This is a genomic window from Allohahella sp. A8 (assembly GCF_047946665.1).
Taxonomy (GTDB): Bacteria; Pseudomonadota; Gammaproteobacteria; order Pseudomonadales; family Oleiphilaceae; genus Allohahella.
Map to the genome: position 1 here is coordinate 1,183,798 of NZ_CP172312.1, position 22,842 is coordinate 1,206,639.

Sequence of the window (22,842 nt, forward strand, 5' to 3'; positions counted from 1 at the left end):
TCTACGGCACACAATAGGGCAGTGTCCAGTTAACGGGAAAAGCTGAAATGAACAAGCCTGTCGCGCCCCAGCGATCTGATTTCGATGCCTATATGGTTCCTAACTATTCACCGGGTTCTATCATTCCGGTGCGCGGCGAAGGCTCCCGCGTATGGGATCAGTCCGATCGCGAGTTCATAGATTTTGCTGGCGGCATTGCAGTAACTTCGCTTGGGCATGCCCATCCGGAGCTTGTTGCAGTTCTGCATGAGCAAGGCAGTAAACTGTGGCACCTGAGTAACGTGCTGGCCAATGAGCCGGCACTGAAGCTCGCGAAACAGCTGACCGGGCTAACCTTCGCCGATAAGGTGCTCTTCGCGAACAGCGGCGCGGAGGCTAATGAAGCGGCTTTCAAACTGGCGCGTCGCTATGCCTGGGATACCTTCGGTGAAGGCAAGCACGAGATCGTTGCCTGCGACAACAGTTTCCATGGCCGCACGCTCTTCACAGTCAGTGTGGGCGGGCAGATGAAGTACCGTGAAGGCTTTGAGCCAGTGCCTGGCGGAATCAGCCACGTTCCCTTCAATAGCTGTAGCGCTCTGGAGGCGGCCATTGGTCCGCAGACCTGCGCCTTTGTGGTGGAGCCGATACAGGGCGAGGGTGGCGTGACGCCAGCCTGTGCTACTTTCCTGCACAAGGCCCGGGAGTTGTGCGACAAGCATGATGCCCTGCTGATTTTTGATGAAGTGCAGTCCGGCGTTGGCCGCAGCGGATTCCTTTACGCCTACGAACACTATGGCGTCAAGCCCGATATTCTCAGCACGGCCAAGGGCCTTGGTGGCGGCTTCCCAGTGGCGGCAATGCTGTGTACCGACAAGGTGGCCGGCAGCTTCAAGGTGGGTACCCACGGCAGCACCTATGGTGGTAACCCCCTCGCATGTGCCGTGGCTTCCAAAGTCATCGAGATCGTCACGCGTCCGGAGGTGCTCAAGGGCGTCAGTGCCCGCAGTGAGCAGTTCCGTACCAGTCTCGAAGCCATCAACCAGCGTTTCGACATCTTCAAGGAAGTTCGCGGCATGGGCCTTTTGCTGGGTGCCCAGTTGCAGGATCGGTTCGAGGGCAAGGCCCGCGACTTCATGCAGGCTGGGCTTGAAGCTGGCGTCATGGTGTTGGTCGCTGGCACGAGCGTCATGCGATTTGCACCGAGCCTCATCATTCCTGAAGCCGATATCGATGAAGGTATGGCCCGCTTCGCCGGCGCAATAGAAAAGACCATTGCCAAGCTGGACGCAGAAGCCGGAGCAGCCTGATGATTATCGTGCGGCCAGTCCAGGCTGGTGATCAGCCGGGCATCGAAAAGTTGATCTTCGAGAGCGAAGCACCGATCTCTTCGTTACCCACCGACCGTGAATGGCTCGGCCGCCGAATCGAACAGTCGGTGCAGAGCTTCCGTCACGACGCCGAGCTCAAGGGCTCGGAGCGCTTCATCTTCGTCCTGTATGACGAGGAGCATCGGGAGGTGCTTGGTACGGCGGGACTGAGTACCGTGGCCGGCGCTGAAGTACCGTTCTACAACTATCGACTCGACGAAATCATCCACGCCTCCAAAGCACACGGCGTCTACAATCCGGTCCAGATCCTCAGTCTTGCCCATGATCTCAGTAACGCTACGCTGTTATCGTCATTCACCCTCGCTAATCGGCTGAAGGCCACTGAATATCGTGATCTCCTGTCGCGAGCGAGGCTGCTTTACATGCACCACTGCAGGGAGCGCTTTCAACGCCGTTGCATCGTCGAAATCCAGGGCGTCGCCGTGGATCATGGCCGCTATCCCGGCACGTCACCGTTCTGGGAAAATGTCGGCAGACATTTTTTCGATATCGATTTCATGGAAGCTGATCAGCACGTCGCCACACTGGGCAAGACCTTCATCGCCGAGTTGATGCCAGCTACGCCACTTTATCTTCCGTTATTGCATGAAGAGGCGAGGGCAGTTATCGGTCTCCCGCACGAGCAGGCTGCGCCGAACATGCGATTCCTTCAAAGTCAGGGTTTCGAACTGAGCCAGTATGTCGATATTTTCGATGCTGGCCCGGTGCTTGAGGCACCAACTGAACGGCTCGTGAAAGGCCAGCAGGTTGTCGCCAAGCAGGTACGACTCAGTTCCGGTGGCAAATATGCCTCAGGCGGACAGGGCGCAGCGATGGGCGCGGCCTACATCGGTATGAATGGAGATCTCACGGATTTTCGTGCGACGCTCATTCAGATGACCGAGGGTCTGGGTGACGTGCAACGTATCCGTAAGCAGGATGCAGATGCACTTCGACTAGCAGAGAACGATACCTTGTTTTACTCGCGCATCAGACCGGGACAGGCCGCTTATGAACTCAGTTGACCAACCGACGCGTCTCCTCTCCAGCGTTCTGGAGCTAGCATCATGCTGATACGTCCGATTCAGATGGAAGATCTCGACCAGATGGTCGAACTGGCGACAGCTGCCGGCATCGGCGTGACCTCGTTACCGTCAGATCGAGCCCGCCTGCTGCAGCGAATTGCAACCTCGGTAGACTCATTCGCTGGCAAGCGTAGTCACGCCGAAGCCGACTATCTCTTCGCGCTGCAGGATACAGACGCCGATCATATGCTCGGTGTTTGTGGCGTAAAGGCCAGTGTCGGCCTCGATGAGGTCTGGTACAACTATCGGGTGTCGCAGACTGTCACTGCCTCGAAGGAAATGCATCTGCACAAGCGTATGCAGACGCTCCACCTCAGCAACGATATGACCGGCGCTACCGAGATCTGCTCCTTGCTACTGCACCCCGACTGCCGCAAATCCGCACGGCGCACACCATGTGGCAGCTTTCTTTCGAAGTGCCGTTTTCTGTTCCTCGCGGCGTATGCAGAGCAGTTCGACTCCCGGGTTTTTGCCGAGATGCGAGGGCAATCTGACGATGAGGGGCATTCGCCATTCTGGGAAGCCCTGGGCGAACACTTCTTTCATTTCGAGTTCCCGCAGGCGGACTACCTCAGTGGCACCGGCAACAAGGCCTTCATAGCCGAGCTCATGCCCAGGCATCCGATTTACACGGTCTTCCTGAACGAGGCGGCGCGCGACTGCATTTCCCAGGTGCACAGAGATACGATGCCGGCGCTGCGGATGCTTGAGGCTGAAGGCTTCCGCAAGAACAACATGATCGATATTTTCGATGGCGGACCTTGTGTAGAGGCGGAGCTCGCAAGTATCGATGCCGTCGAGCGAACACAGGCGGCGACTCTGCGTGAATTGGCTTCAATACGACCGTTTTTGGAGCTGCCCGATACAGAACCCGGTGAAACCGCGGTCATGGTGGCGCCGGATCCGTCAGCACTCAAGGCGCTTGGGCTGCCGTTCGCCATGGGGGACTTCCGTGTTCGCCTAAGCGATCTGGCCATGCTCGATCAGCTCGTCACTGATACCGATAATCATGGCCTGCAGGGCGCACTGTTCGATACGCTGTTGACCCGCGAGCTGCGGTCCGCAGCCGAATCTGCAAAGATCGACTGGCTCGACCTGCCTCTGTTGATCACAAGACTCAAGCCAGTGCTCAACAGTCAGCACGGTATTCAGATCGATCGCAACACACATGTGGAGCAAATAGATGACAAGCCAGTCAGTTGATTCGGCGCCTCTACCCGGAGGCATGGAAGATGGACAGCAGGTCGATGCGGCTGTCGAGCGGGCGCGTGATGCGCTGAAGCCTTGGGCCGCCCAGAATTTCGAAGCTCGCGCCGATGTTTGCCGGCGTTATGCAAAGTGGCTTGGCGAGCATCTCGAAGAGGCGGCTCAGGCCATCGGCAAAGAAACCGGAAAGCCGCTGTGGGAATCGCGTACTGAAGTTCAGGCCATGATCGGCAAGGTGGAAATTTCGATCCGTGCCTATCACGAACGCACACCGGAGAAAGCGACCGACACGCCAGCCGGCACCTCGGTACTCCGACACCGGCCACACGGTGTACTGGCTGTCTTTGGCCCCTATAATTTTCCCGGGCATCTGCCTAACGGACATATCGTGCCGGCGCTGCTTGCGGGTAACACTATTATTTTCAAGCCCAGCGAGCTGACGCCGCGCTTCGGCGACTTCATGCATCGTGGCTGGATGGCGGCGGGCCTGCCGGATGGCGTGTTGAATGTCGTCCACGGCGGCCCTCAGACGGGCAAGGCGCTGGCGGCCCATCATGGCATCAATGGTCTGCTCTTTACCGGTAGCAGTACGACCGGTGCCATCATCCATGAGCAGTATGGCGCTCATCCAAACAAGATTCTCGCGCTAGAGATGGGTGGCAACAACGCATTGATCATCGCATCGCCATTTCCTCAGGACGCGGCTGTGATGATGACGCTGCAGTCAGCTTTTCTGAGCGCAGGGCAGCGCTGCACCTGTAGCAGGCGCCTGGTTGTGGAGAAAGGTGCCATTGGTGATCGCTTTCTGGAGGCGCTCAAGGCGGCGACTCAAAGTATTCAGATCGGCGACTACGATCAGGAACCGCAACCATTCATGGGTCGGTTGATCAGCGAAAGAGCGGCAGATCAGGTGCTCGCAGCCCAGGCTGAGCTCATAAGCCTCGGTGGCGTGCCGCTGCTCGAAAGCAGCCATATTCACGATAACAGGGCTTTCCTCAGCCCAGGCATCATCGATGTGACGGCGATCCGCGAGCTGCCAGACCGCGAGGTGTTCGGTCCCCTGTTGCAGGTGCAACGTTACGACAGTTTCGATGAAGCGCTCAGACTGGCGAATGCTACGGTGTTCGGTCTCGCTGGTGGCATCATCACTGACGATCGCGAGCGCTACGAGGCGGCCTACGAGGCCAGCCATGTCGGCATATTCAACTGGAACAAGCCGCTGACAGGCGCCAGTAGTGGTGCGCCGTTCGGTGGTGTGGGCGCAAGCGGCAATCATCGCCCCAGTGCCTTTTATGCTGCTGATTATTGCGCTTACCCGGTCGCGTCGATGATCGACGAGCAGGCGGCCCTGCCGTCTACTCCGCCAATCGGACTCATGCTGCCAGGCGCAGGCTGATAGCGGGCAGTGTTGTCGAGTAGCCACTTTCTTATCGAGCAGGAGTTCCATGCAGCCAGCTAACAGTCAGGCAACAGAAGCTAACTATGATGGTCTAGTAGGGCCGACCCATAGTTACAGTGGCTTATCCTCTGGCAATGTCGCGTCGACATCGAACAGACAGGCCGTATCGAATCCTCGCGATGCAGCACTGCAAGGTCTCGACAAGATGCTCAGACTGGCTGATGCTGGGCTGGTCCAGGGTGTGTTACCGCCTCATTTCAGACCGGCACTCAGTATGGCGCGGCGCCTGGGCTTCTCGGGTTCAGATGCCCGGGTACTGGAAGATGTGCAGGCTCAGGCCCCTTATCTGCTGGGTAGTCTCACATCGGCATCGTCGATGTGGACAGCCAATGCGGCAACCGTGACGCCCTCGGCGGATAGCTCAGACGGCCGAGTACACTTCACGCCGGCCAATCTCAACGCCAAGTTCCACCGCTCCTTCGAGCATCTCACCAGTGGGCGTGCATTGGCTGCCACCTTCAGGGATGAGCGCCATTTCGCACATCACGAGGCACTGCCAGGCGTTGCCGAATTCGGTGATGAGGGCGCTGCCAACCATACTCGACTCTGTGCGGAGTATGGCAAGCCGGGAGTTCACTTTTTCGTCTACGGTCGTGAGGGCTTCAATGTCGACTCACCACGTCCGTCACGATTTCATGCTCGGCAGACACTGGAGGCCTCACAGGCCGTAGCGCGCCAGCACGGACTGACGGCTGGACAGTGCGTGTTCGCGCTGCAGAATCCTGCAGTCATCGACGCGGGCGTCTTCCATAACGATGTCATCGCGGTCGGCAACAGGCAGGTCCTGTTCTATCACGAGCAGGCCTTTCATGATGAGACGCGATGCCTGAATGATTTAAAGCTCGCTTACTCGCGCTGCGCCAGCACAGGTCCGGCCTTTACGCCAATCCGGGTGAGGTCAGAAGCGGTTTCCGTCGAGGATGCCGTGTCTTCATATCTGTTTAATTCACAACTATTGTCACGGGATGACGACAGCATGAGCCTCCTGGTGCCTGTCGAGTGCGAGCGGAATCCACGTGTACACCAGTACCTGCTCAAGCTCGTGGACGATCAGTCGCAGCCGATCAGGGAAGTGATATATGCCGATCTCACCCAGAGCATGCTCAATGGCGGCGGGCCTGCCTGTCTTCGACTGCGTGTCGTGCTTACACCTGATGAGCTCGCGGCGGCCAACGCGGCCTGTCTGATCGATCACGCGAGACACAGGACCTTGAGCGACTGGGTCAAGCGACACTATCGTGACCGCCTCAGCGCCAGAGACCTTGCGGATCCTGAGCTGCTGAAAGAGAGTCAGACAGCCCTCGATGAGCTCACGACCTTGCTCGAGCTCGGGCCCATCTACGACTTCCAGCGCTGAGCCGGCGCCCGATCAGGACTGGACGCGGCGCTTTCTGACGCCGGTCCCCTCCAGCTCCGTGACGCCCGCTTCGAGATAATCCAGCAGGCGCTGCATCGACGGCAGTGTCCGGCGGCAGGCAGTAAAGCCGAATTCGACCTGATCCCGATAACTGAGCATGGTGATGTTCAGCGCGACATGGTCGACCGGAATCGATACCGGATAAATGCCTTCGAGCATGGCGCCGTTCCAGTACATGGCCTTTTCGGGTCCTGGTACATTCGAGATGACCACATTGAAAGCCTGCCACTGTGGCGCGAGCCCGGTGAGGATATTCAGACCTGATGGCGCAAGGGTGAGGGCGGTGTAGTTCAGAACCTCTTCCGGTGTCATGCGGCTGAAGCGGCTCTTCGCCTCGTCGATCGAGCCCTTCACACGCTGGAGACGATCGATCGGGTCTGCGATGTCGGTGCCAAGATTGGCCAGTATCATGGCGATCTGATTGCCGCTCTCGCTGTCGTCCTTGCGGATCGACATGGGAACCATGGCAATCAGCGGCCGGTCCGGCAGGGCGTTCTGACTGAGGAGGTAGTGGCGCAGGGCACTGCCACAGGCTGCCACCAGAACATCGTTCAGGGTGGCGCGGTTACGTTTGGCAATGACCTTGATCCGGCTGAGTTGTATCGACTGTGCAGCAAAACGGCGCGAGCCGGTAATCCTCTGGTTCAGGATGGAATTCGGAGCCTGGAACAGCGAGACCATGTCCTCGTGTTTGCGCGCCTTCACGAGGGTGCGTGTCAACTCAGTTGCCAGCTTCGGTACCGTGGCAATCTGCTTGCCAGCGTCCCCTGCGAGATGGCGTATGCTATGGATCAAATCGCCGCCGGTGAGCATTTCGCTGCGCTGGGCAAGCTTGGGGTTTATCGCCCAGATTGGTGGCTTACCACGTTTGGCTGGATCGTAATCCTGTGATCGCAGCATCATCCGCATTGCGGCAATACCGTCCACCATACTGTGGTGCGCCTTGTGGTAGAAAGCGAACCGTTTGCCCCGGATGCCCTCGATAAGATGGCTTTCCCACAATGGACGCTCACGATCCATCAAGGTGCCATGATTGGCCGACACCAGGGATAGCAGTTCACGTATACGCCCCGGCTTGGGCAGTGCCTCATGCTGGAAGTGGTGGTCGAGATCGAAGTGCTGGTCCTCTTCCCAGTAATACTGACCAAAGCGCAGTCTGAGGCGAAGATTGAACGGCGGTTTCGGCTCTCTATAGCTGCGCATCTCTTCTGCAAGCCTGGTGATATAGCCTGGTCCGGCACCTTCCGGAAAAGAGAAGATCATGAGCCCACCAACATGCATTGGCTGGGTTCTTTTTTCCAGCCAGAGGAACATCTGGTCTACTGGGCTGAGTGCTTTCATGCGTGTTCCCTTGTCTTGTTGTTCGAGCCTGGGCCGATTATACGGTGATCAGCGCAGCTGGAAGAAGGTATCTCCTGCTCAGGCTCTGTGCAGCGTCATGAATCAGATCATGGCTATGCCTGCCAACTCGCTGGTAAACTACGGTGCTAACGAACCCTTTATCAAGATGTTGAGGATGAAGCCATGCTGAACCTGAGTCAAACGAGCCCCCGATATCGGGTATCGGCGTTGCTGAGGACCTTGTTGCCATTACTGCTGCTTACACCGCTGGCGATCAGTTCAGGCGCCCAGGCGGCGCCGGAGCTTGTCAGCCCCGAGCAGACGCCGGTCGATGCCATCGAGCGGGAGTCCGAGCGTCAGGTCGAAAACCTCAAACAGCTCTACCTGACCAATGACGCCGTAAGCGCACTACTGCAGCACCTCAATGCGATGCTTCGCTCACATGCGTACAGCCAGGAGCGGATCGTCGATCTTGAAAAGCCCCAGGGGCTGGTGTATCAGCTTGATGTAAGTGATAGCCGAGCGCTCGTCGTGCGAACCAGCGACTATCGTAAAGCTGGTGCAGCGACCCACGGCTCGATCTCACTCGACCTCAGCGGCATCGACCCATACGTCGGCTATCAGTGCGATGCACGCAATCGCAAGTGCTGGATCAATGATCCTGTTGATGAAACTTCGGAGTGGCTGACCCTCGCTCACGAACCCGCTGCGGCCGAAAAGATCAGTATGGCCATGGCCGAACTGATCAAGCGCTTACAGAAGCGAGTTGGCGCGAACTGATAGACAAATGGTGAAGCGACAGCCGGAGCCCAGACTGGACTGGACACTGACGTGACCACCATGTTTCTGCACGATGACCTGGACCATGCGCAGGCCGAGACCTGTGCCGGGTATCATTTCCCGCTCTGAGGCTCGGGTGCGGCTGAAGGCCTCGAAAAGATGCCCCAGCTCCTCTTCTGCAATGCCCTCGCCCTGGTCGCTTATCTGCAGGCAGAAATCGTTATCGGTGCGGAAGCAGTCGAGCCCGACGCTGGCTCCGGAAGCGCTATGTTTGATGGCATTGGTCAGCAGGTTGACGAGTGCACGTTCTATCAGGGCTGGCGCACAGTACACCCAGAGTTCCTCATCGTTTCTGCTAACCCGCTGCAGCTTCACATGATGCCTTTCGGCCAGTGCGTACACAGCATCGGCTGCATTGTCCATCAGGTCCTGCAGGCAAACTTCACTGCGCTCCACGATCACCAGTGACTCGAGTTTCGCAAGCTGTATGAACTCTTCTGCCATCGACAGGCTCTTCTGCGCCAGTCGCCGTGCATCGCCTATGCGCCGATGCGCGACCTGAAGCTGCTCTGCCTGATTGCTGTCGTCAATCGAGCAGAGCAGCTCGTCCAGCGCATCGAAGGTCGCCAGCTGAGCAGCCAGCGGCGAACGAATATCGTGAGACACGAAATTGATCGCTTCCAGCCGGTCCTTCTGAGCCTCATGCACAGGAAATATGTCAGTTAGACTAACGACGGCACCGGTGGCGGTTTGGGTGTCAGGTCGAAATGGTGAGATCGACACGATATAGGCCAGGTTCGCTGCGGATACTTCCCGCTTGAGAACGGTTTGGGTAAGAATGGCCTGGCGCAGGGCCTCTGCCCAGTCGGCGCGACTGACCAGACGTGACTCGGGCAGGTGATCGCTGAGCGGATCGCCATGACGGACGCGACCGCCCAGAATCTGTCGTGCCCGCTTGTTCAGTAGTACGATGCACCCGGTAGGACCAATGACCGCAATGCCATCTGAAACCTCATTGATGATCGTTCTGGCAAAGCTGTTCAATTGCCCGAGATTTTCGATGGCTGTGCGGATGGTCTGAATCTGCCGTTCGCTGCTCCCAAGCTGCCAGCTGCTGATTTCCCGATCAGCGGCTGAGGTCTTCGATGTGTTGAGCATCGTCGCCAGATGGTGCTGCATTTCGGGCAGTTCATCCCGTCGATCACCGGAAAACTGCATATGCACGCGTGAATTGCCGCCTGTCTTGCCCTGGCTGTTCGTCGGTGTCAGCTCAAAGCTGAGCTCCACGAGGTCGATATCGGCCTCGACAAGCTGTTCCTCATTCAGAGCCCTTTTCGGTATCGACTCGTCGATGTGCTCAATAACGGAATAGTGTAGTGGCTGAAAGAACCTGCAGACATCTCCGATCCAGTGGCTACTATCCCGACCACGACGACCGGTGAGTTCATAGAGCTGTGGCTGTATCGACAGGCGCAGAATTTCCTGCTGCAGATAGCGCGAGGTCCGGGTGAGCCGACGCCAGCTCCAGATTGGATAGGCCGTCAACAGCACTGCGATGATTGCTGACGGTGCGAGCCAGACCTGCAGACTCTGCAGGGTGAGCATTGAGAGCGACATGAGAATGGCGGCACTCAGGAGCACCCACATCAGACTGACACTGGCTGGCAGCAGAACCAGCGCAGCCACGACGATGGCTATGGCGATAACGGCAATCAAGTACTCCAGCCGCTTGTCCGCCGGTGAAATAAGCCGCTGTTGCGCGAGCGCCTCGAAAGTGGCCCGATGATACACCACGCCGGGCACACTTCGACTGCGAGCGGTGTCGGCAACAGAGAGCGTATCGCCCAGCCCGGGACTGCTCGAGCCTACGAACACGGCACGACCGGTCAGGTCAGGCAGCGCCTGGGGCTTCAAGGCATCCACGTACGACCAGGATCGTTGGGCATTGCGGGCGAGGCGTGGCAGGATCTCGCCGTCGCCAGCCTCTGCCTTGCGAGGATCAGACGCTTCGTTCGTTCGGCCTGTCTTGAGCTGCCAGGCAGCGTCAGCGAGCGACCCGAAGGTATACCAGCTTGCCTGCGCGGTACTCGAATCGAGCGCCATGTTCACGAGCTCCGATGCCCGGAAGGTGCGGCTGCGGGGGCTGCGCCGGGCAATGCCGTCGATATCCAGCGCAACTTCAGTGAGGCCAACTCGCGCGCTCGATTTGCGGAGCGGTGCCAGTGGCAGGACGCCGTAGTCGCCGTCGGTATGCATCGGGAGCACGATGCGTCCATGCGCTCTGAAGCTAGACTCCAGGCGGCTGTCGCCATCGCGTGGCTCACTGAACAGGACGTCGAAGACAACGACATCCGCCCCAGCTTCCGTGAGCCTGTCGACCAGGCTCGCATGCACCTCGCGCGACCACGGCCACGGTCCGATCTGACGAATGCTGCGCTCATCGATAGCGACCAGTTCACTGTGCAGCATCATCAGTGGTGGGGCATTCGCAAGTGCGAGATCAAGAGCGAACAGGTCGAGTTTTTCGAATAAGGCTGAGTAGCTCAATGTGCCGTAGAGACCGATAAGCAGCAGGCCGAGCAACAGCGGCTCGAGCAACATGCGACGCACTGGCGGCTGACTCACATGACGGGTGGTGAGAGACATCTGACCTGCTACAGCTTACAGAGACGTTCGATCAGGCGACCTTGAAGACAGCCTGAGCTCGAACTGACGCGGGGCCTTGCTGTCCACCCTGAATTCGAACTGCTGTGGTACTCCCCGGAAACCAGCCTTGTCCACAACCTGGAGTACCAGGCGATACACACCATCAGCTTCAGTGGGCAGGCGCAAACGGTTGGAGTCGCTGATGCCGGTATCGAGCAGCTTGTAGGCTTGATCGTCCGCCAGACCTCGAAACATGATTCGGTAGCGTACCAAACTGTGGCTTGAATCTTCGCTCCAGCTGGCGACAGCAGGCGCACCGTCCGCCCCGCCGGCACGAGAAATACTCAAGGCCGCTATACTCGGCAGCTGTCTGGTGGAGATGCCCTCGGTGCTGGAGACTGACGCGCCAGCTCCAGCTGATACCCTGACTTCACTGCCTTCGATTCCTATGCCTCGCGTACGAAGTGTTATCAGACCTTCAAGCACTTCGATGCGGCTGCCGATCTCAGTCTGTTCAAGTACGAAGACGGTGCCACGAACAGCGGCAGTGACGTCCCTGGTCTGAATCTCATAGCGGCCTTCCGGTCCAACTCGGTCGCGCACCTCGGATTTGATCCGGCCGCTGCGCAGGCGAAGTCGGGTATCGACCATGCCGGAGTCGCCATAGAAACGCAGCTGATTAAAGTCGACGTCGGCCTTCGGTCCCAGGCTCAGTCTGGAACCGTCCTCGAAATGGACGCGTGCCGAGCCTTCTTCCACCTTGATCCGATCGCCCACATTTAGCTTCACGCCGGGCGTGGCAGCACGCCGACGCGGTTCGCCCCGTCGGTAAATCCACACGGTGCCAGCCACTTCGGCCAAAACTGCTGGGCGAGGCGCATGCTTGAGCCACTTCAGCGGAATGCGAACAATGGTGCCTGGGGGCAGGGCGAACGCATCACTCAGCGCATTGTATCTGACAAGATCGACCCAATCCTCTGAGGACCGGAGATAACGCCGACCTACTGACTCAAGACTTTCCTGCTCGGCAAGCGGATAGTGCCAGTCTTCGCCGTCGACACTGCCAAGGGCGTGTGCGGGTGGTTCGCCAGCGCGCAGTGGCGAGCTGATCAGCGCCAGCAGAAGCAGGCAGTAGCCTAAGATCAACTCAGGCTTGAGGCCTCCGGCAGAGGTCGATACCCACGCGGTGAAGACGCTCATGAAGCGTCGTCCGCAGTTTCGGTATCTGCTGATGCCGTGCTGTCGACGGATTCGAGCCTGTACCCGCGCTGATACACGGTTTTCACACGAAAACCATTCTCAGGATAGAGTTGGAGCAAACGCCGGAGCTTGCTGATATGGGTGTCGACCGTGCGGGTTTTCAGGCCGCCCCTGAGGCCCCAGATCTGCTCAAGCAGGTATTCGCGGGTGAGTAGCCGGTTACAGTTTTCGAACATGAAGCGGGCGAGCTTGAAGTCCATGTCCGTGAGCGGTGGGGTCTCGCCATTTATAGTAACGGTGCCTGCATCGAAATCGAATTGATAGCTGCCGAAGCAGCTGGCTTGGTCGGCCGATTCGTCCTGTGTACTGTTGACACGTCGGCACAATGCCCTGACTCTTGCGCACAGTTCTCCGCTGCGCGGCGGCTTGATCATGTAGTCATCAGCGCCTGCATCGAGTGCCATGATGATATCGCTTTCATCATCACGCTGGGTCAGGAAGAGTACAGGCATCGCCCAGCGCTGCCTCATGCGCAGGTCTCTGAGCACTTCAACGCCGCTGCGACCAGGCAACTGCCAGTCCATAATGGCCAGATCCCAGGTGCGATTGAGTGCGGCGTACAGAAAACGCTCGCCGTCGGAGAAGTGCTGGCAACTGATGCCGCTCGACGCCAGTATGGCGCGAACGTTATCAGCAATGCCTTGATCGTCTTCGAGTAGTATAATGCTCATTTGATCATGATCGGTCTGCCGGCTGCTGGTCCAATAAGTCTGGCATAAAACTCCGATTTTGCATGGTGTTGCCCATGGTCTTGCCATGACAAGGCTGCACCATTTCCGTTTTTTCGTTCTGGCTCTGGAGAGCAGCAATGAGTACCGAGCAGGCCATACAAAGCCGCATCACCGATCGGTTCAGCCCGGCCCATGCCGAGCTGGTGAATGAAAGCTACAAGCACAACGTGCCCGCAGGCAGTGAAAGCCATTTCAGGCTTACCCTGGTAAGTGAGCGTTTCGCCGACCTCAGTCCGGTCCGGCGTCACCAACTCGTATATGGCGAGCTGAAGGATTTCATGGCGCCTGGCGGGGTTCACGCACTCGCGCTACATACCTTCACCCCAGAAGAGTGGGCGGAGGAGCAGGGTGTGCGTGAGTCGCCTGACTGCATGGGTGGCAAAGGCGGTGCAAACCCGGCAGTGCAGAGGGGCTGATGACATGAGTCAGTTCTTTCAGATTCATCCGGACAATCCACAGCACCGTCTGGTAAAGCAGGTCGTTGAGATTCTCAGATCTGGCGGAGTGATCGTCTATCCGACCGATTCGGGCTATGCACTGGGCTGTGCAATAGGGGACAAGCAGGCGAGCGAGCGAATACGGGCAATTCGCCGGCTCGATGACAAGCATAACTTCACTTTGGTGTGCAAGGATCTCTCTGAAATCGCGCTGTACGCCAAGGTAGACAACCAGCAGTACCGTCTTATCAAGCGAGCGACGCCGGGTCCGTTTACCTTTTTGCTGACTGCAACGAGTGAAGTGCCGCGCCGGCTTCTACACCCAAAGCGTCGGCAGATCGGCATTCGCATACCCGATAACGCAATAGCCAGCAGCATCCTCGACGAGCTCGGTGAGCCAATCATGAGCACCACACTGATACTACCGGGCGAGACGGCTCCGCAGACCGATCCCTATGATATTCGGGCAACGCTCGAGCATCAGGTCGATCTCATCATCGATGGCGGGTTCTGTGGCTTCGAGTCGACCACTGTCGTGAGTCTGCTTGAAGAAGTGCCGGAGGTGATCCGGCAGGGGGCAGGGGATGTCAGCCGCCTCAATCTCTGAAGCCTAAGCTGAGTACCCCCGGCTTAATCAGGCACCGACCATTTTCTTGATACCGCCAAGCACTGCGTCGCCCTTGAAAGGCTTCACGATCCAGCCTTTCACGCCGGCGGCCTTGCCACGGTCTTTCATGCGGGGATCACTCTCAGTCGTTAGCATGATAATGTGAACGGCGTTGTTGCCCAGTTCTCCGCGGATTTTTTCCGCCATCGTGAGGCCATCCATATTCGGCATGTTAACGTCCGAGATGACCAGTTTGATGGACGAATCGCTCTTCAGTTTGTTCAGGCCGTCCTTGCCATCGACCGCAACTTCCACAGTCAAGCCGCTGCTTTTGAGAAACGAACTGACTTCGTTACGTACAGTTGCCGAATCATCCACTACTAGAATTTGTGCCATTGTATCAATCTCTCGGTTATTTCAATCGGTGTTTGCTGACTGGATGCGATTGACTAGAAGAATTCCAGCTCGCCGCTGACCACGAAGTCTTCCATCACAGTATCACTCTCCTTGAACTTGTCAGGTGACCAGCTCAAGTTGAAAATCAGGCGTTGGTAGAAGGTAATCTCCGGGATTTCCCTGCCCGGGTCCCGAAGCTTGTATCTGAAACAGAGCTGAGGCTCTGTGGAGCCAAAAGAAATGAACTTGTTCAGGTGGTCTACGATAATCGGAACCTGGGTGCGGTGACTGTCTTCAAGACCGCTGCCGCTGCTGAAATATCGTGTTTTGATACCGCCCCAGATCATATTGGTCGCCTCATTGAGCACGGCGTTGATGTCCCGAAATCCTGGCTCCAGCACGGAAATATCGGTATGCGACGTCTTGATGGCCTTCACCATTTCAGTTTCACTCACCTGCAGCATCATGTAGCCGCGACACCAGCTGCTCTCCAGCGGAATCAGACTGAGCAACTGGCCGTAGATGATCTGATCCTTGACCAGGTGAGGGAGTTCGCAGCTGATTTCGGCGTTTTTAATGATACTGCTGAGCACGTTCATTGATATGTCCTGGATGCCGCGCGCCAGCTCCAGCGGGTAATAGGTGCTGAAGACGTATTCATCAACCAGCTCCTGCAGCCGTGACATATTCGACAAGCTATAGCAGCCTGCGATCATGTTCTGAAGGTCAGGGCTCAGGTCGGCCTTGCCTTCGCCGTGGTCCCGCCGCAAGAAAATGGGAAGCTCGGGATGCCGGTAATGGATTTTTCGGCAAAGTTCAAGAGCGTCCTCGCCTGGCGTGTCAGAGGACTCAGCCAGAAAGACAGCACCCAGGTCGATGTTGGACTCGAGGATGGCATTGATGTCCTGAGACACGTCTTTCAATCCAACCAGATTGTTGGCGGTGCAGATTTTCTTGATTTCTGCCAAAGCATCAACGTTGTCGTCGTGCACGAGTACTTTGCTGACTATCTTGCTGACTTCCATAACAATTTGCTCTTGTCGTTAAGTCGGAAAACCGGTCTGTCGATTCGCTCAGAAGAACTCGAGTTCACCTGAGGAGACATCATCTTCGTTCTTGATCGCTACTTTGACTTCATAGTCTAGTTCGTGGTCGGCGCAGAGGTAGAGACTGACCGAAAAAAGTCTCTGATCATCGCTCCTGACTTCCTGGTGACATTGAAAGTCGATCCGCCTGGACTTGACGTATTTGTGACACTCCATCGTCAGTCGATTAGGGGTGGACATGCCAAGGCTCGGCACCGTGCGCCCGAGTTCGCGCTTGATGGAGCCACAGATGCTGTTGCCGACCTCACCCACAAAGTCGTAGAACTTGTCATCTTCGATCACTGTCGTATTGAGTTTCAGCGCCTCGGTCACATACTGCTCGAATGCCCTGGACTTCGCGAAATGCATGATGAGGATGACGCGGAACAGTTGCGAGGAGATCGTCAGCATGAATAGCTCATCCATGCCCTTATTGGTTTCTTCTCCGGTCTCACGCGTAGCCCACGGGTTCGTCGATGACACCTGGGCTTCATCCAGGGCCACCTTCAACAGGGTTCCGAGTTCACGCTTGAAATCATCTTTTACCATGGGCATATCTCAATTCTTCTAGAATCTGCTTTGGGCTTCTTTGACCAATTGAAGCGTACTGGCGACGTCTGTCAAAATCATCTTTCCGCCAGCCTGGATATCCTGAAAGGTCGCCGTAGTCAGAAAATCATTCTTGTTGAGATTTTCCTTGTAGCTCATGCTCAGTTCCTGACTGCGCATTGCCAGATTTCGTACTTCGTCGGCGACTACAGCAAAGCCTCTGCCATTTTCACCGGCACGTGCGGCCTCTATGGCGGCGTTCAGTGCCAGAATCACAATCTGTTTGACGATGTTGAAGAACTCCTGATTCTGCCTGTGCATCTCAGCGTTGTGCTTCATCAACTGCGTAAGGTTTTCATGCCAGCGTTCAAAGGTGACCAGCAGGTCGGTGAGCTCGGTAAGGTCACTACTCACCTTGACCAGCTGCACCGAAAAATACTCTTTTATCTGCTCAGCCTGATCCTCGAATTCCCGCGCCCGCGCGGTATGGTCCTTTTCAAGCGCATTACGTTCCCTTGCGAACTGGTCCTGCAGTCTCTCGAGCTGCTGTTGCAGTGCCGCTTCGCGCGCTTTCAGCGCCGATTCGCGGTCATTAGACGCATCACGTAAAGCGGCGACCTCTGCCTTTGGCACACTGTCGTCGAGACGTCGCCTGAGTTCGGCAGTTTCGCTGCTTGACTCGGCTTTAAGTGCTGTCAGTTTCCTGAACAGCGTTAGCGAAACTATGGCAAGCGCTAGAGCAGCGATGCCCACGATCCAGGGAAGTATGTTGTAAATTATCTGCATAGGTCGGCCGAGTCAGACTTCAAGGAAATTCAGCGTAACACTGTGAGTGTAGCAAGAGTTTCAGAAATTTCGGCAAATCGATGCAAGGCAGTCACGAACATGTGAGCTGGCCTCTTAACACAGTTGAGCAATCGTAAAAAGAAACTACAGTTAGGTGAGGTGCCAAAAACTATCAATCTTTTAGAAGCGGATCGCGATGCAACTGTCATTCAATCAGAAAGTCGGCTTTGGATTTGGGGTAATCATCTTACTGCTGCTGGCGTCGGGGCTATCGTCGCTGTACACGCTGTGGACAATCGAGAGGTCTACGAAGCGCGTAAGCGAAGTCGCTGCGCCAATACTGAAGGAGAGTAATGAGGTCCAGATCCAGCTTCTGAAGCTGGCAAAGCTCAGTTCGCTGGCCTTCAACGCGCCCGATCCAGAGTCTATCGTCGAATACCGCAAAGGTTTTGATACCGGTGCCGAGCGTTTCGAAGGCATGCAGCAGGATCTCAGCCAACTCGTGGCTGGCAGCCCGGTTCTGCAGGAAAAATTCGATATCATGAAAAGCAACTTCGACCAGTACCAGAGCGCGGTAAACGCGATGTTCGATGCCAAACTGGGCGTGCTCGAAGCGGAACAGCGAACTGAAGTGAAGGCCAACGAGCTGCTTGAGCATGTCGATGCGGTCAGTACAGCGCTGGCAGAAATCATGGATCCTTATGAGCCCATCCGTGGATACGATAAGGAGATGGCACTGGTAACAGGGGCTGTCATTGCCGCCGATGACAAGAAGCTCGGCATTATCAAGACCATGGATGAGGTCAGGAGTTCGAACAATATCGACAGGCTCCAGGAGGCAGAGGGTGATTTCATCTTTGTGCTAAATGATTCCCGTAATCTGTTTGATAGCGCCGCGCGAGTGTTCAAGGAAATCGATACCAACGGCCTGACTGAGGCTGCTTATGAGAAGTACGACGAATTGCAGCAGGCCCTGGAGGCAAAGCCAGGCCTGGCCGATTATCGAATCGATATGCTGGAACAGATTGAGATCGCCAAGACGCAGCTGGTAACAGCCGACAAGGCCGTCAGTACGTCGATCAGCCAGCTCGATGGTATCCTTGAAGCATCAGACGCCCAGTTCAGTGCGCTGCAATCTGACGCGTTCAGCCGTCTGGATATGGGCTACAAGATATCTTTGGGCATGCTCATAGTTCTGATAGTGCTGGCGACGCAAAACTTCAACTCCATGCGTCAGGCGATTCGCAAGAAGATGCTGGATCTGTCCAAGCTCAACCAGGTGGGCAGTTCGTTGGCAGCCGCACAGAGCCAGACTACGGCTCTGGAGGAAGTGTTGCAGGTCATGAACGAGAAGATTGGCGTGTCTCAGGGCTCGGTATACCTCACGGACGACTCGCGCAAACTGAAGTTGAAAGCCTGTTATCCGCCCAAGGCGATTGAGGAGGGGCGTGAGGCTGCGAAGTTCGCGCTTGGGCAGGGCGTGCTTGGCAAGGTGGCAGAGACCAAGAAAGTTGTCTTCGTGCCTAACACGGCGACCGACAAGAGCTTTGAGCAACAGGACGGTCACTCGCCCAAGGCCCTGTTGTGTGTTCCGCTGGTCGACAAGGATATTTTGGTCGGTGTCATCAATCTCTCCGGCGAGGTCAAGAATGTCGTATTCGCTGACAGCGATTATGAATTCGTGTCCTCGGTATCGAGCTCCCTGGTCACCACCATCAAGAGCCTTCGCATGCGCGAGGTTATAGAAGAGCAGAACCGTAATCTGGAGAAGAAGGTCGAAGAGCGTACGGCAGCGCTGGCTCAGAAGAACCGCGACATTGCCAGCATGATGACCAACATGCACCAGGGCCTGTTCACTATTATGCAAGGTGGCCTGATCCATCCGGAATACGCCACCTATCTCGAAAATATCTTCGAAACCAAGCGCATTGCTGAACGGAATTTCTCTGACCTGCTGTTCGCCGACACGCTTATGAGCGTGGATGCCGTGGACCAGTGCGTCACGGCTGTGGATGCCATCGTCGGCGAAGATGAAATGATGTTCGACTTCAATTCGCACTGCCTGCTGAAAGAGCTGGTCATCAAAATGACTGACGGTCGGGAGAAGATTCTCGAGCTGGAGTGGGATCCAATAATTGGAGACGGCACCATCGAAAAATTGATGGTTACCGTGCGCGATGTCACTGAACTGCGCGCTCTCGAAAGAGAGGCTGAAGGTCAGAAACGCGAACTCGAAATCATTGGTCAGATCCTTGCCATCGAGGCTCGCAAGTTCAAGGACTTCATCAATACTTCGGTGAACTATATGGCCGAGTGCCGGGAGCTGATCGAGCAGCACACGACCAAGGATCTCTCGGTCATCGCATCGCTGTTCCGCAATATGCACACTGTGAAGGGCAACGCGCGGACCTATGGCCTGACTTACATCGCCGCCGTCGTACATGCGGTCGAATCGACCTATGACGAAATGCGCAAGAATGAAGAGGCTTCATGGGATCAGGCCCTACTGCTGCGTGAACTGGCTGGCGCCGAGGCTATTGTTGGCAAATATCTGATGGTCAACGATGAGAAACTGGGCCGCGGTGGCGCAAGCAGTTCTGGTCTTTCACTCGATCCGGAGCGTCTGGCTGGCTGGATCAACCGCATCCAGGCCATGACGTCGGATGAACTGACGCCGCCTGTCAAGGGCGTGGTGTCCGAGGCCTACAAGATGTTGATGTCGTTCGATACCAAGCCGCTGAGCAATGCAATTCAGCCGGTTGTCGATTCGATTGAATCCCTGGCAGCTCAGCTGCAAAAGCCTGTTCCGCTCGTCGATATCGATGATGGCGACTACATGGTCAAGAGCGAAGCTCACGGCATGCTCAACGATGTCTTCATGCATATCTTCCGTAACTGTATCGACCATGGCATCGAAAAGCCTGAAGAGCGCATGGCCAAAGGCAAGCCAGAGAGAGGCAGTATCCGGCTCGACAGCATACCGGGCGACGGCTTCGTCACCCTTGCTGTGCGTGACGATGGACGCGGCATTGCGATCAACCGCATCTACAAGATGGCGGTGGAGAAGGGTATCTATAGCGAATCAGACCCGCGACCTACCGCCTCTCAAATCGCCAACCTGATCTTCGACTCAGGCTTCTCGACGGCTGAGGCAGTGACTGATGTTTCCGGTCGTGGGGTCGGTATGGATGCGGTGAAGTCATTCCTGGAAAAGGCAGGCGGTGGTATCGATGTGGTGCTTGACGCCGGCGATGACAACGCTGACTTCCGTTCCTTTGCCATCAATGTCCGGCTGCCTGAGAAATTCTATGTTGTGGCGCCCTTGTTCGCGAAGTCTGCCTGATGCCAGTCATATCTAGCAGCTGCACTGGTTCGCAGGTATGGAGGGTAAAGCTAGGGTCGACCGTCGGCATCATGACTGGTGCCTGCGCGTTGCTCATGTATGTTTGACGCCTATCCGATGTAGGCTTTTGGAGGCAGCAAGGATTCCGCCTAGGCACCGATATTGGGCGCGCTGCTCATTGCAGCTGCCTTAGCCGTGAATGTCGCGGCCTGCCTGCGGTGAATACGACGGGTGGTCACGGTAGGCGTTGCCATTATCGCGATAGCTTCGGGTATATTGGCGAGTATATTTGCGGTATCCAGAATGATGGCGTTGCTCACGAAGCTTTGAGATCATCCCACACCGCAACCGGGGCATACTGTGTGTGTTTCGTTAGCTGCGGAGTGGAATCAACACGAGGGGCTGGGTGCTGCTTACGGGGATTATCCTCAATCTCATTGTGCTCCTTGCCTTCATATGGCTGAAGTGGCGACAGGATAGTTGTGTGCTGTATTAGGCGGCCGCCTGACGGGATCGCTTCACGACCCCCAGAGCAGTTGTCTCGACGAGAGGGCGCTAGATCGCGCTAATTTCGGTAATGATAAACCTGCCACCTTCGCCCTTCATGAACGTGAACTCCACCTTCTCATCAGGCTTGATGTTTTCCAACAGCGCTTGATCCTCCACGACAAAACCCATTGTCATGCTCGGCCACTTCAGGCTCGGTACCGGCTCATGCGCCAGGGTGATGCGTCCCTTATCCTGCTTAACATTTTTCACCAGACCTGTAGTTTGATGAGTCTCCTGGGCCTGCTCTGCATAGACCGGAGAAATAATGGAGAAATCTCTATCGACGTTGCCAAAAAACGCCGCAACACCGAGTGCAGTAACAGCAAATAAATTTTTCATGTTTAGTTTCCTTCGTTTCATTTTAGAGTTAATCGGTTATTGCCAGCATTAGGGGGCACTATCTGTAATGCCCGATTTCGAATCGCAGGAACCACTCTTATCGCACTTTGCACACATGCCGAGCGCACACATCGCGAGACAAGGTAAGACCGAAAGCAGTAGCGGGGCGATGCCAAGTGCAGAAAGCCAGGTCCAGTTCAAAGCCAGACCTGCAGCCACCAATACCACTGCAACCAAACCGATGTTGCGCCGGCCAAGCCATTGAAACAGCGTCGGCGATTTGCGAGCTGGCGCACGCGGAATTAACGGTTCTGAGTTCAAGACACACCTCATGTATTCGAATAATGAGTTTCGGCCAGGGCTGCCATGGGCGGGAGCAGTAACTTTAGTGTGTATCGAAGAGCTGAGGAGACTCCGCAGTGGCGAACGTGTAAACCGCCAGAGGCTCCGTCTTCTGACCACCCATGCCAGGGGAACCAGCAGGCATGCCGGGTACAGCTATCCCTTGAACAGCAGGCCGCTCCTGTAGCAGCCGTTTGACACTTTCGATGGGGACGTGACCCTCAATAGCATAAGCGCCAATAACTGTGGTGTGACATGCAGCCAGATTATTGGGTACCTCGTACTGTCCCTTGATCTTCGGCAGCGCCTCAGTAGGCACTACCTTGACGTCAAATCCGTGTTGGCTTAAATAGCTGGCGTACTCTTCACAGCAGTGACAATCAGGATTCTTGTACAAGACGGCCGCAATGCCATCAGCCAACGCCGATAGCGGCGAACCGAGTAGTGCCAGTAACACGATCTGTCTTACAATTTTCATAACCACCTACTTTGTCGTGAATAGCATGGACTCTACTCGTCCAAGGGCTACCCGCTAATCAATTTGTACCGGAGGTGCGCGCACCTCCAGTCTTTCAAAGCCCGCTACCACCTAAACTGAACTACCCTCGCAGCAGGGGCCAACGGCTTCTATCCAGTGACGATGACTACTATTCTTCGCCCATTCCGCCCATCATCTTCTCGTGCATTTCCATGCAGTCTTTTTTGCTCATCATCATTCCCCCGTGGTCCATCTTGCCTGCAGAACCTTTCGCCTCTGCTTTATTACCAGCGGCCGGTGCAGGCAGGTTCTCGATGTAGTCCCAATCGCGATCTGATACTGCGTCATTCTGCCGATCGGCGCGTGAGTCTGCGGCTGCATGGCCAGCAAAGGCTGTAGCGATAGTCAGTACTGCGATCTTGAATGTCTGTGAAATTTTCATAGTGTTATCCTTCAATTTGTTTCGTCTCGCTGTCGGTACCAGCGGCGTCGAAACTGGTGGCCTACTAAAACATCAGGTATGACTTTGGTGCTGCGTGTTTCAGTAAGCGTTGCTTGGTTGTACAAAGCAGCCCTAAAAGCCAAGCGCGTGCGAAACTGCAGCGTCATTTGCCAGAAGTGCTGAAAGTACCTTGGTTACAACAAACTGTTACAGAC

Annotated in this window: 20 protein-coding genes; 9 read left to right on the forward strand and 11 right to left on the reverse strand. The window is 56.2% G+C overall.

The features are described 5' to 3' along the window. Positions 1-47: 47 nt before the first annotated feature. Genes ACH3PB_RS05620 through astB form a run of 5 tightly spaced genes read left to right on the forward strand, consistent with a single transcriptional unit; the run spans position 48 to position 6,456 of the window. On the forward strand, positions 48-1,289 hold the full coding sequence (locus ACH3PB_RS05620) for an aspartate aminotransferase family protein (RefSeq protein WP_416398460.1): 1,242 nt from the start codon (positions 48-50) through the stop codon (positions 1,287-1,289). Beyond that, a complete protein-coding gene (locus ACH3PB_RS05625) occupies positions 1,289-2,374 on the forward strand; it encodes an arginine N-succinyltransferase (RefSeq protein WP_416398461.1) in 1,086 nt (361 codons plus the stop codon). Before ACH3PB_RS05620 ends, ACH3PB_RS05625 begins: the two co-directional genes overlap by 1 nt. Positions 2,375-2,416: 42 nt before the next feature. After that, positions 2,417-3,637 carry an arginine N-succinyltransferase gene (astA, locus tag ACH3PB_RS05630; protein ID WP_416398462.1) on the forward strand — a complete coding sequence of 407 codons (1,221 nt, stop codon included), beginning with the start codon at positions 2,417-2,419 and terminating at the stop codon, positions 3,635-3,637. Then, the gene (gene astD, locus ACH3PB_RS05635; protein ID WP_416398463.1) at positions 3,618-5,036 is read left to right on the forward strand and encodes a succinylglutamate-semialdehyde dehydrogenase; all 1,419 of its coding nucleotides are present in this window, start codon (positions 3,618-3,620) and stop codon (positions 5,034-5,036) included. The genes astA and astD overlap by 20 nt, the downstream gene beginning before the upstream one ends. 49 nt (positions 5,037-5,085) lie before the next feature. Then, on the forward strand, positions 5,086-6,456 hold the full coding sequence (gene astB, locus ACH3PB_RS05640; RefSeq protein ID WP_416398464.1) for an N-succinylarginine dihydrolase: 1,371 nt from the start codon (positions 5,086-5,088) through the stop codon (positions 6,454-6,456). A gap of 12 nt (positions 6,457-6,468) precedes the next feature. Here the strand turns inward: astB and ACH3PB_RS05645 are convergent, their stop codons facing one another. Then, a complete protein-coding gene (locus tag ACH3PB_RS05645) occupies positions 6,469-7,857 on the reverse strand; it encodes a WS/DGAT/MGAT family O-acyltransferase (RefSeq protein ID WP_416398465.1) in 1,389 nt (462 codons plus the stop codon). A 183-nt stretch (positions 7,858-8,040) separates the two neighbouring features. Between ACH3PB_RS05645 and ACH3PB_RS05650 the strand changes: the two genes are divergently transcribed. After that, entirely contained in the window at positions 8,041-8,637 is a 597-nt protein-coding gene (locus ACH3PB_RS05650) for a hypothetical protein (RefSeq protein WP_416398466.1), read from the forward strand. On the opposite strand, the gene ACH3PB_RS05655 is transcribed toward ACH3PB_RS05650, so the two are convergent. From ACH3PB_RS05655 to ACH3PB_RS05665, 3 genes are read right to left on the reverse strand one after another with little or no spacing between them, the layout of a single operon-like run. Continuing rightward, on the reverse strand, positions 8,611-11,283 hold the full coding sequence (locus ACH3PB_RS05655) for a CHASE2 domain-containing protein (protein ID WP_416398467.1): 2,673 nt from the start codon (positions 11,281-11,283) through the stop codon (positions 8,611-8,613). The genes ACH3PB_RS05650 and ACH3PB_RS05655 overlap by 27 nt on opposite strands. Before the next feature lie 15 nt (positions 11,284-11,298). Beyond that, entirely contained in the window at positions 11,299-12,483 is a 1,185-nt protein-coding gene (locus ACH3PB_RS05660) for a FecR family protein (RefSeq protein ID WP_416398468.1), read from the reverse strand. After that, the gene (locus ACH3PB_RS05665; RefSeq protein ID WP_416398469.1) at positions 12,480-13,214 is read right to left on the reverse strand and encodes a response regulator transcription factor; all 735 of its coding nucleotides are present in this window, start codon (positions 13,212-13,214) and stop codon (positions 12,480-12,482) included. The genes ACH3PB_RS05660 and ACH3PB_RS05665 overlap by 4 nt, the downstream gene beginning before the upstream one ends. A 137-nt stretch (positions 13,215-13,351) precedes the next feature. Between ACH3PB_RS05665 and ACH3PB_RS05670 the strand changes: the two genes are divergently transcribed. Together ACH3PB_RS05670 and ACH3PB_RS05675 are read left to right on the forward strand one after the other, a co-directional pair. Then, the gene (locus ACH3PB_RS05670) at positions 13,352-13,690 is read left to right on the forward strand and encodes a BolA family protein (protein WP_416398470.1); all 339 of its coding nucleotides are present in this window, start codon (positions 13,352-13,354) and stop codon (positions 13,688-13,690) included. Between the two features lie 4 nt (positions 13,691-13,694). Beyond that, on the forward strand, positions 13,695-14,318 hold the full coding sequence (locus ACH3PB_RS05675) for an L-threonylcarbamoyladenylate synthase (RefSeq protein ID WP_416398471.1): 624 nt from the start codon (positions 13,695-13,697) through the stop codon (positions 14,316-14,318). A gap of 27 nt (positions 14,319-14,345) precedes the next feature. Here ACH3PB_RS05675 and ACH3PB_RS05680 read toward each other — a convergent pair whose 3' ends face one another. From ACH3PB_RS05680 to ACH3PB_RS05695, 4 genes are read right to left on the reverse strand one after another with little or no spacing between them, the layout of a single operon-like run. Next, positions 14,346-14,714 (reverse strand): response regulator, encoded by a 369-nt coding sequence (locus tag ACH3PB_RS05680; RefSeq protein ID WP_416398472.1) that lies wholly within the window; start codon positions 14,712-14,714, stop codon positions 14,346-14,348. Positions 14,715-14,767: 53 nt separating this feature from the next. Beyond that, positions 14,768-15,739: a chemotaxis protein CheX gene (locus ACH3PB_RS05685; protein ID WP_416398473.1), complete on the reverse strand. Its 972-nt coding sequence runs from the start codon at positions 15,737-15,739 to the stop codon at positions 14,768-14,770. Between the two features lie 48 nt (positions 15,740-15,787). Further along, entirely contained in the window at positions 15,788-16,354 is a 567-nt protein-coding gene (locus tag ACH3PB_RS05690; protein ID WP_416398474.1) for a hypothetical protein, read from the reverse strand. A gap of 12 nt (positions 16,355-16,366) precedes the next feature. After that, on the reverse strand, positions 16,367-17,134 hold the full coding sequence (locus ACH3PB_RS05695) for a methyl-accepting chemotaxis protein (protein WP_416398475.1): 768 nt from the start codon (positions 17,132-17,134) through the stop codon (positions 16,367-16,369). A 196-nt stretch (positions 17,135-17,330) separates the two neighbouring features. On the opposite strand from ACH3PB_RS05695, the gene ACH3PB_RS05700 reads away from it, so the two are divergent. Further along, positions 17,331-20,477 (forward strand): GAF domain-containing protein, encoded by a 3,147-nt coding sequence (locus tag ACH3PB_RS05700; RefSeq protein ID WP_416398477.1) that lies wholly within the window; start codon positions 17,331-17,333, stop codon positions 20,475-20,477. Positions 20,478-21,032: 555 nt separating this feature from the next. On the opposite strand, the gene ACH3PB_RS05705 is transcribed toward ACH3PB_RS05700, so the two are convergent. The 3 genes from ACH3PB_RS05705 to ACH3PB_RS05715 all read right to left on the reverse strand — a co-directional run bounded on the left by ACH3PB_RS05705 (position 21,033) and on the right by ACH3PB_RS05715 (position 22,627). Then, a complete protein-coding gene (locus tag ACH3PB_RS05705; protein WP_416398478.1) occupies positions 21,033-21,365 on the reverse strand; it encodes a copper-binding protein in 333 nt (110 codons plus the stop codon). A 385-nt stretch (positions 21,366-21,750) separates the two neighbouring features. After that, entirely contained in the window at positions 21,751-22,185 is a 435-nt protein-coding gene (locus ACH3PB_RS05710) for a DUF411 domain-containing protein (RefSeq protein ID WP_416398479.1), read from the reverse strand. Between the two features lie 169 nt (positions 22,186-22,354). Then, complete coding sequence (locus tag ACH3PB_RS05715) at positions 22,355-22,627, reverse strand: hypothetical protein (RefSeq protein ID WP_416398481.1); 273 nt, start codon at positions 22,625-22,627, stop codon at positions 22,355-22,357. Positions 22,628-22,842 lie beyond the last annotated feature (215 nt).

Bases quoted from the DNA above. Each gene is read 5' to 3' on its own strand.
- ACH3PB_RS05655 (WP_416398467.1), bottom strand. From the start codon at position 11,283: ATGTCTCTCACCACCCGTCATGTGAGTCAGCCGCCAGTGCGTCGCATG.
- ACH3PB_RS05645 (WP_416398465.1), bottom strand. From the start codon at position 7,857: ATGAAAGCACTCAGCCCAGTAGACCAGATGTTCCTCTGGCTGGAAAAA.
- ACH3PB_RS05685 (WP_416398473.1), bottom strand. From the start codon at position 15,739: ATGGAAGTCAGCAAGATAGTCAGCAAAGTACTCGTGCACGACGACAAC.
- astB (WP_416398464.1), top strand. From the start codon at position 5,086: ATGCAGCCAGCTAACAGTCAGGCAACAGAAGCTAACTATGATGGTCTA.
- ACH3PB_RS05700 (WP_416398477.1), top strand. From the start codon at position 17,331: ATGCAACTGTCATTCAATCAGAAAGTCGGCTTTGGATTTGGGGTAATC.
- astD (WP_416398463.1), top strand. From the start codon at position 3,618: ATGACAAGCCAGTCAGTTGATTCGGCGCCTCTACCCGGAGGCATGGAA.
- ACH3PB_RS05705 (WP_416398478.1), bottom strand. From the start codon at position 21,365: ATGAAAAATTTATTTGCTGTTACTGCACTCGGTGTTGCGGCGTTTTTT.
- ACH3PB_RS05670 (WP_416398470.1), top strand. From the start codon at position 13,352: ATGAGTACCGAGCAGGCCATACAAAGCCGCATCACCGATCGGTTCAGC.
- ACH3PB_RS05710 (WP_416398479.1), bottom strand. From the start codon at position 22,185: ATGAAAATTGTAAGACAGATCGTGTTACTGGCACTACTCGGTTCGCCG.
- ACH3PB_RS05620 (WP_416398460.1), top strand. From the start codon at position 48: ATGAACAAGCCTGTCGCGCCCCAGCGATCTGATTTCGATGCCTATATG.
- ACH3PB_RS05665 (WP_416398469.1), bottom strand. From the start codon at position 13,214: ATGAGCATTATACTACTCGAAGACGATCAAGGCATTGCTGATAACGTT.
- astA (WP_416398462.1), top strand. From the start codon at position 2,417: ATGCTGATACGTCCGATTCAGATGGAAGATCTCGACCAGATGGTCGAA.
- ACH3PB_RS05660 (WP_416398468.1), bottom strand. From the start codon at position 12,483: ATGAGCGTCTTCACCGCGTGGGTATCGACCTCTGCCGGAGGCCTCAAG.
- ACH3PB_RS05650 (WP_416398466.1), top strand. From the start codon at position 8,041: ATGCTGAACCTGAGTCAAACGAGCCCCCGATATCGGGTATCGGCGTTG.
- ACH3PB_RS05680 (WP_416398472.1), bottom strand. From the start codon at position 14,714: ATGGCACAAATTCTAGTAGTGGATGATTCGGCAACTGTACGTAACGAA.
- ACH3PB_RS05675 (WP_416398471.1), top strand. From the start codon at position 13,695: ATGAGTCAGTTCTTTCAGATTCATCCGGACAATCCACAGCACCGTCTG.
- ACH3PB_RS05625 (WP_416398461.1), top strand. From the start codon at position 1,289: ATGATTATCGTGCGGCCAGTCCAGGCTGGTGATCAGCCGGGCATCGAA.
- ACH3PB_RS05690 (WP_416398474.1), bottom strand. From the start codon at position 16,354: ATGCCCATGGTAAAAGATGATTTCAAGCGTGAACTCGGAACCCTGTTG.
- ACH3PB_RS05695 (WP_416398475.1), bottom strand. From the start codon at position 17,134: ATGCAGATAATTTACAACATACTTCCCTGGATCGTGGGCATCGCTGCT.
- ACH3PB_RS05715 (WP_416398481.1), bottom strand. From the start codon at position 22,627: ATGAAAATTTCACAGACATTCAAGATCGCAGTACTGACTATCGCTACA.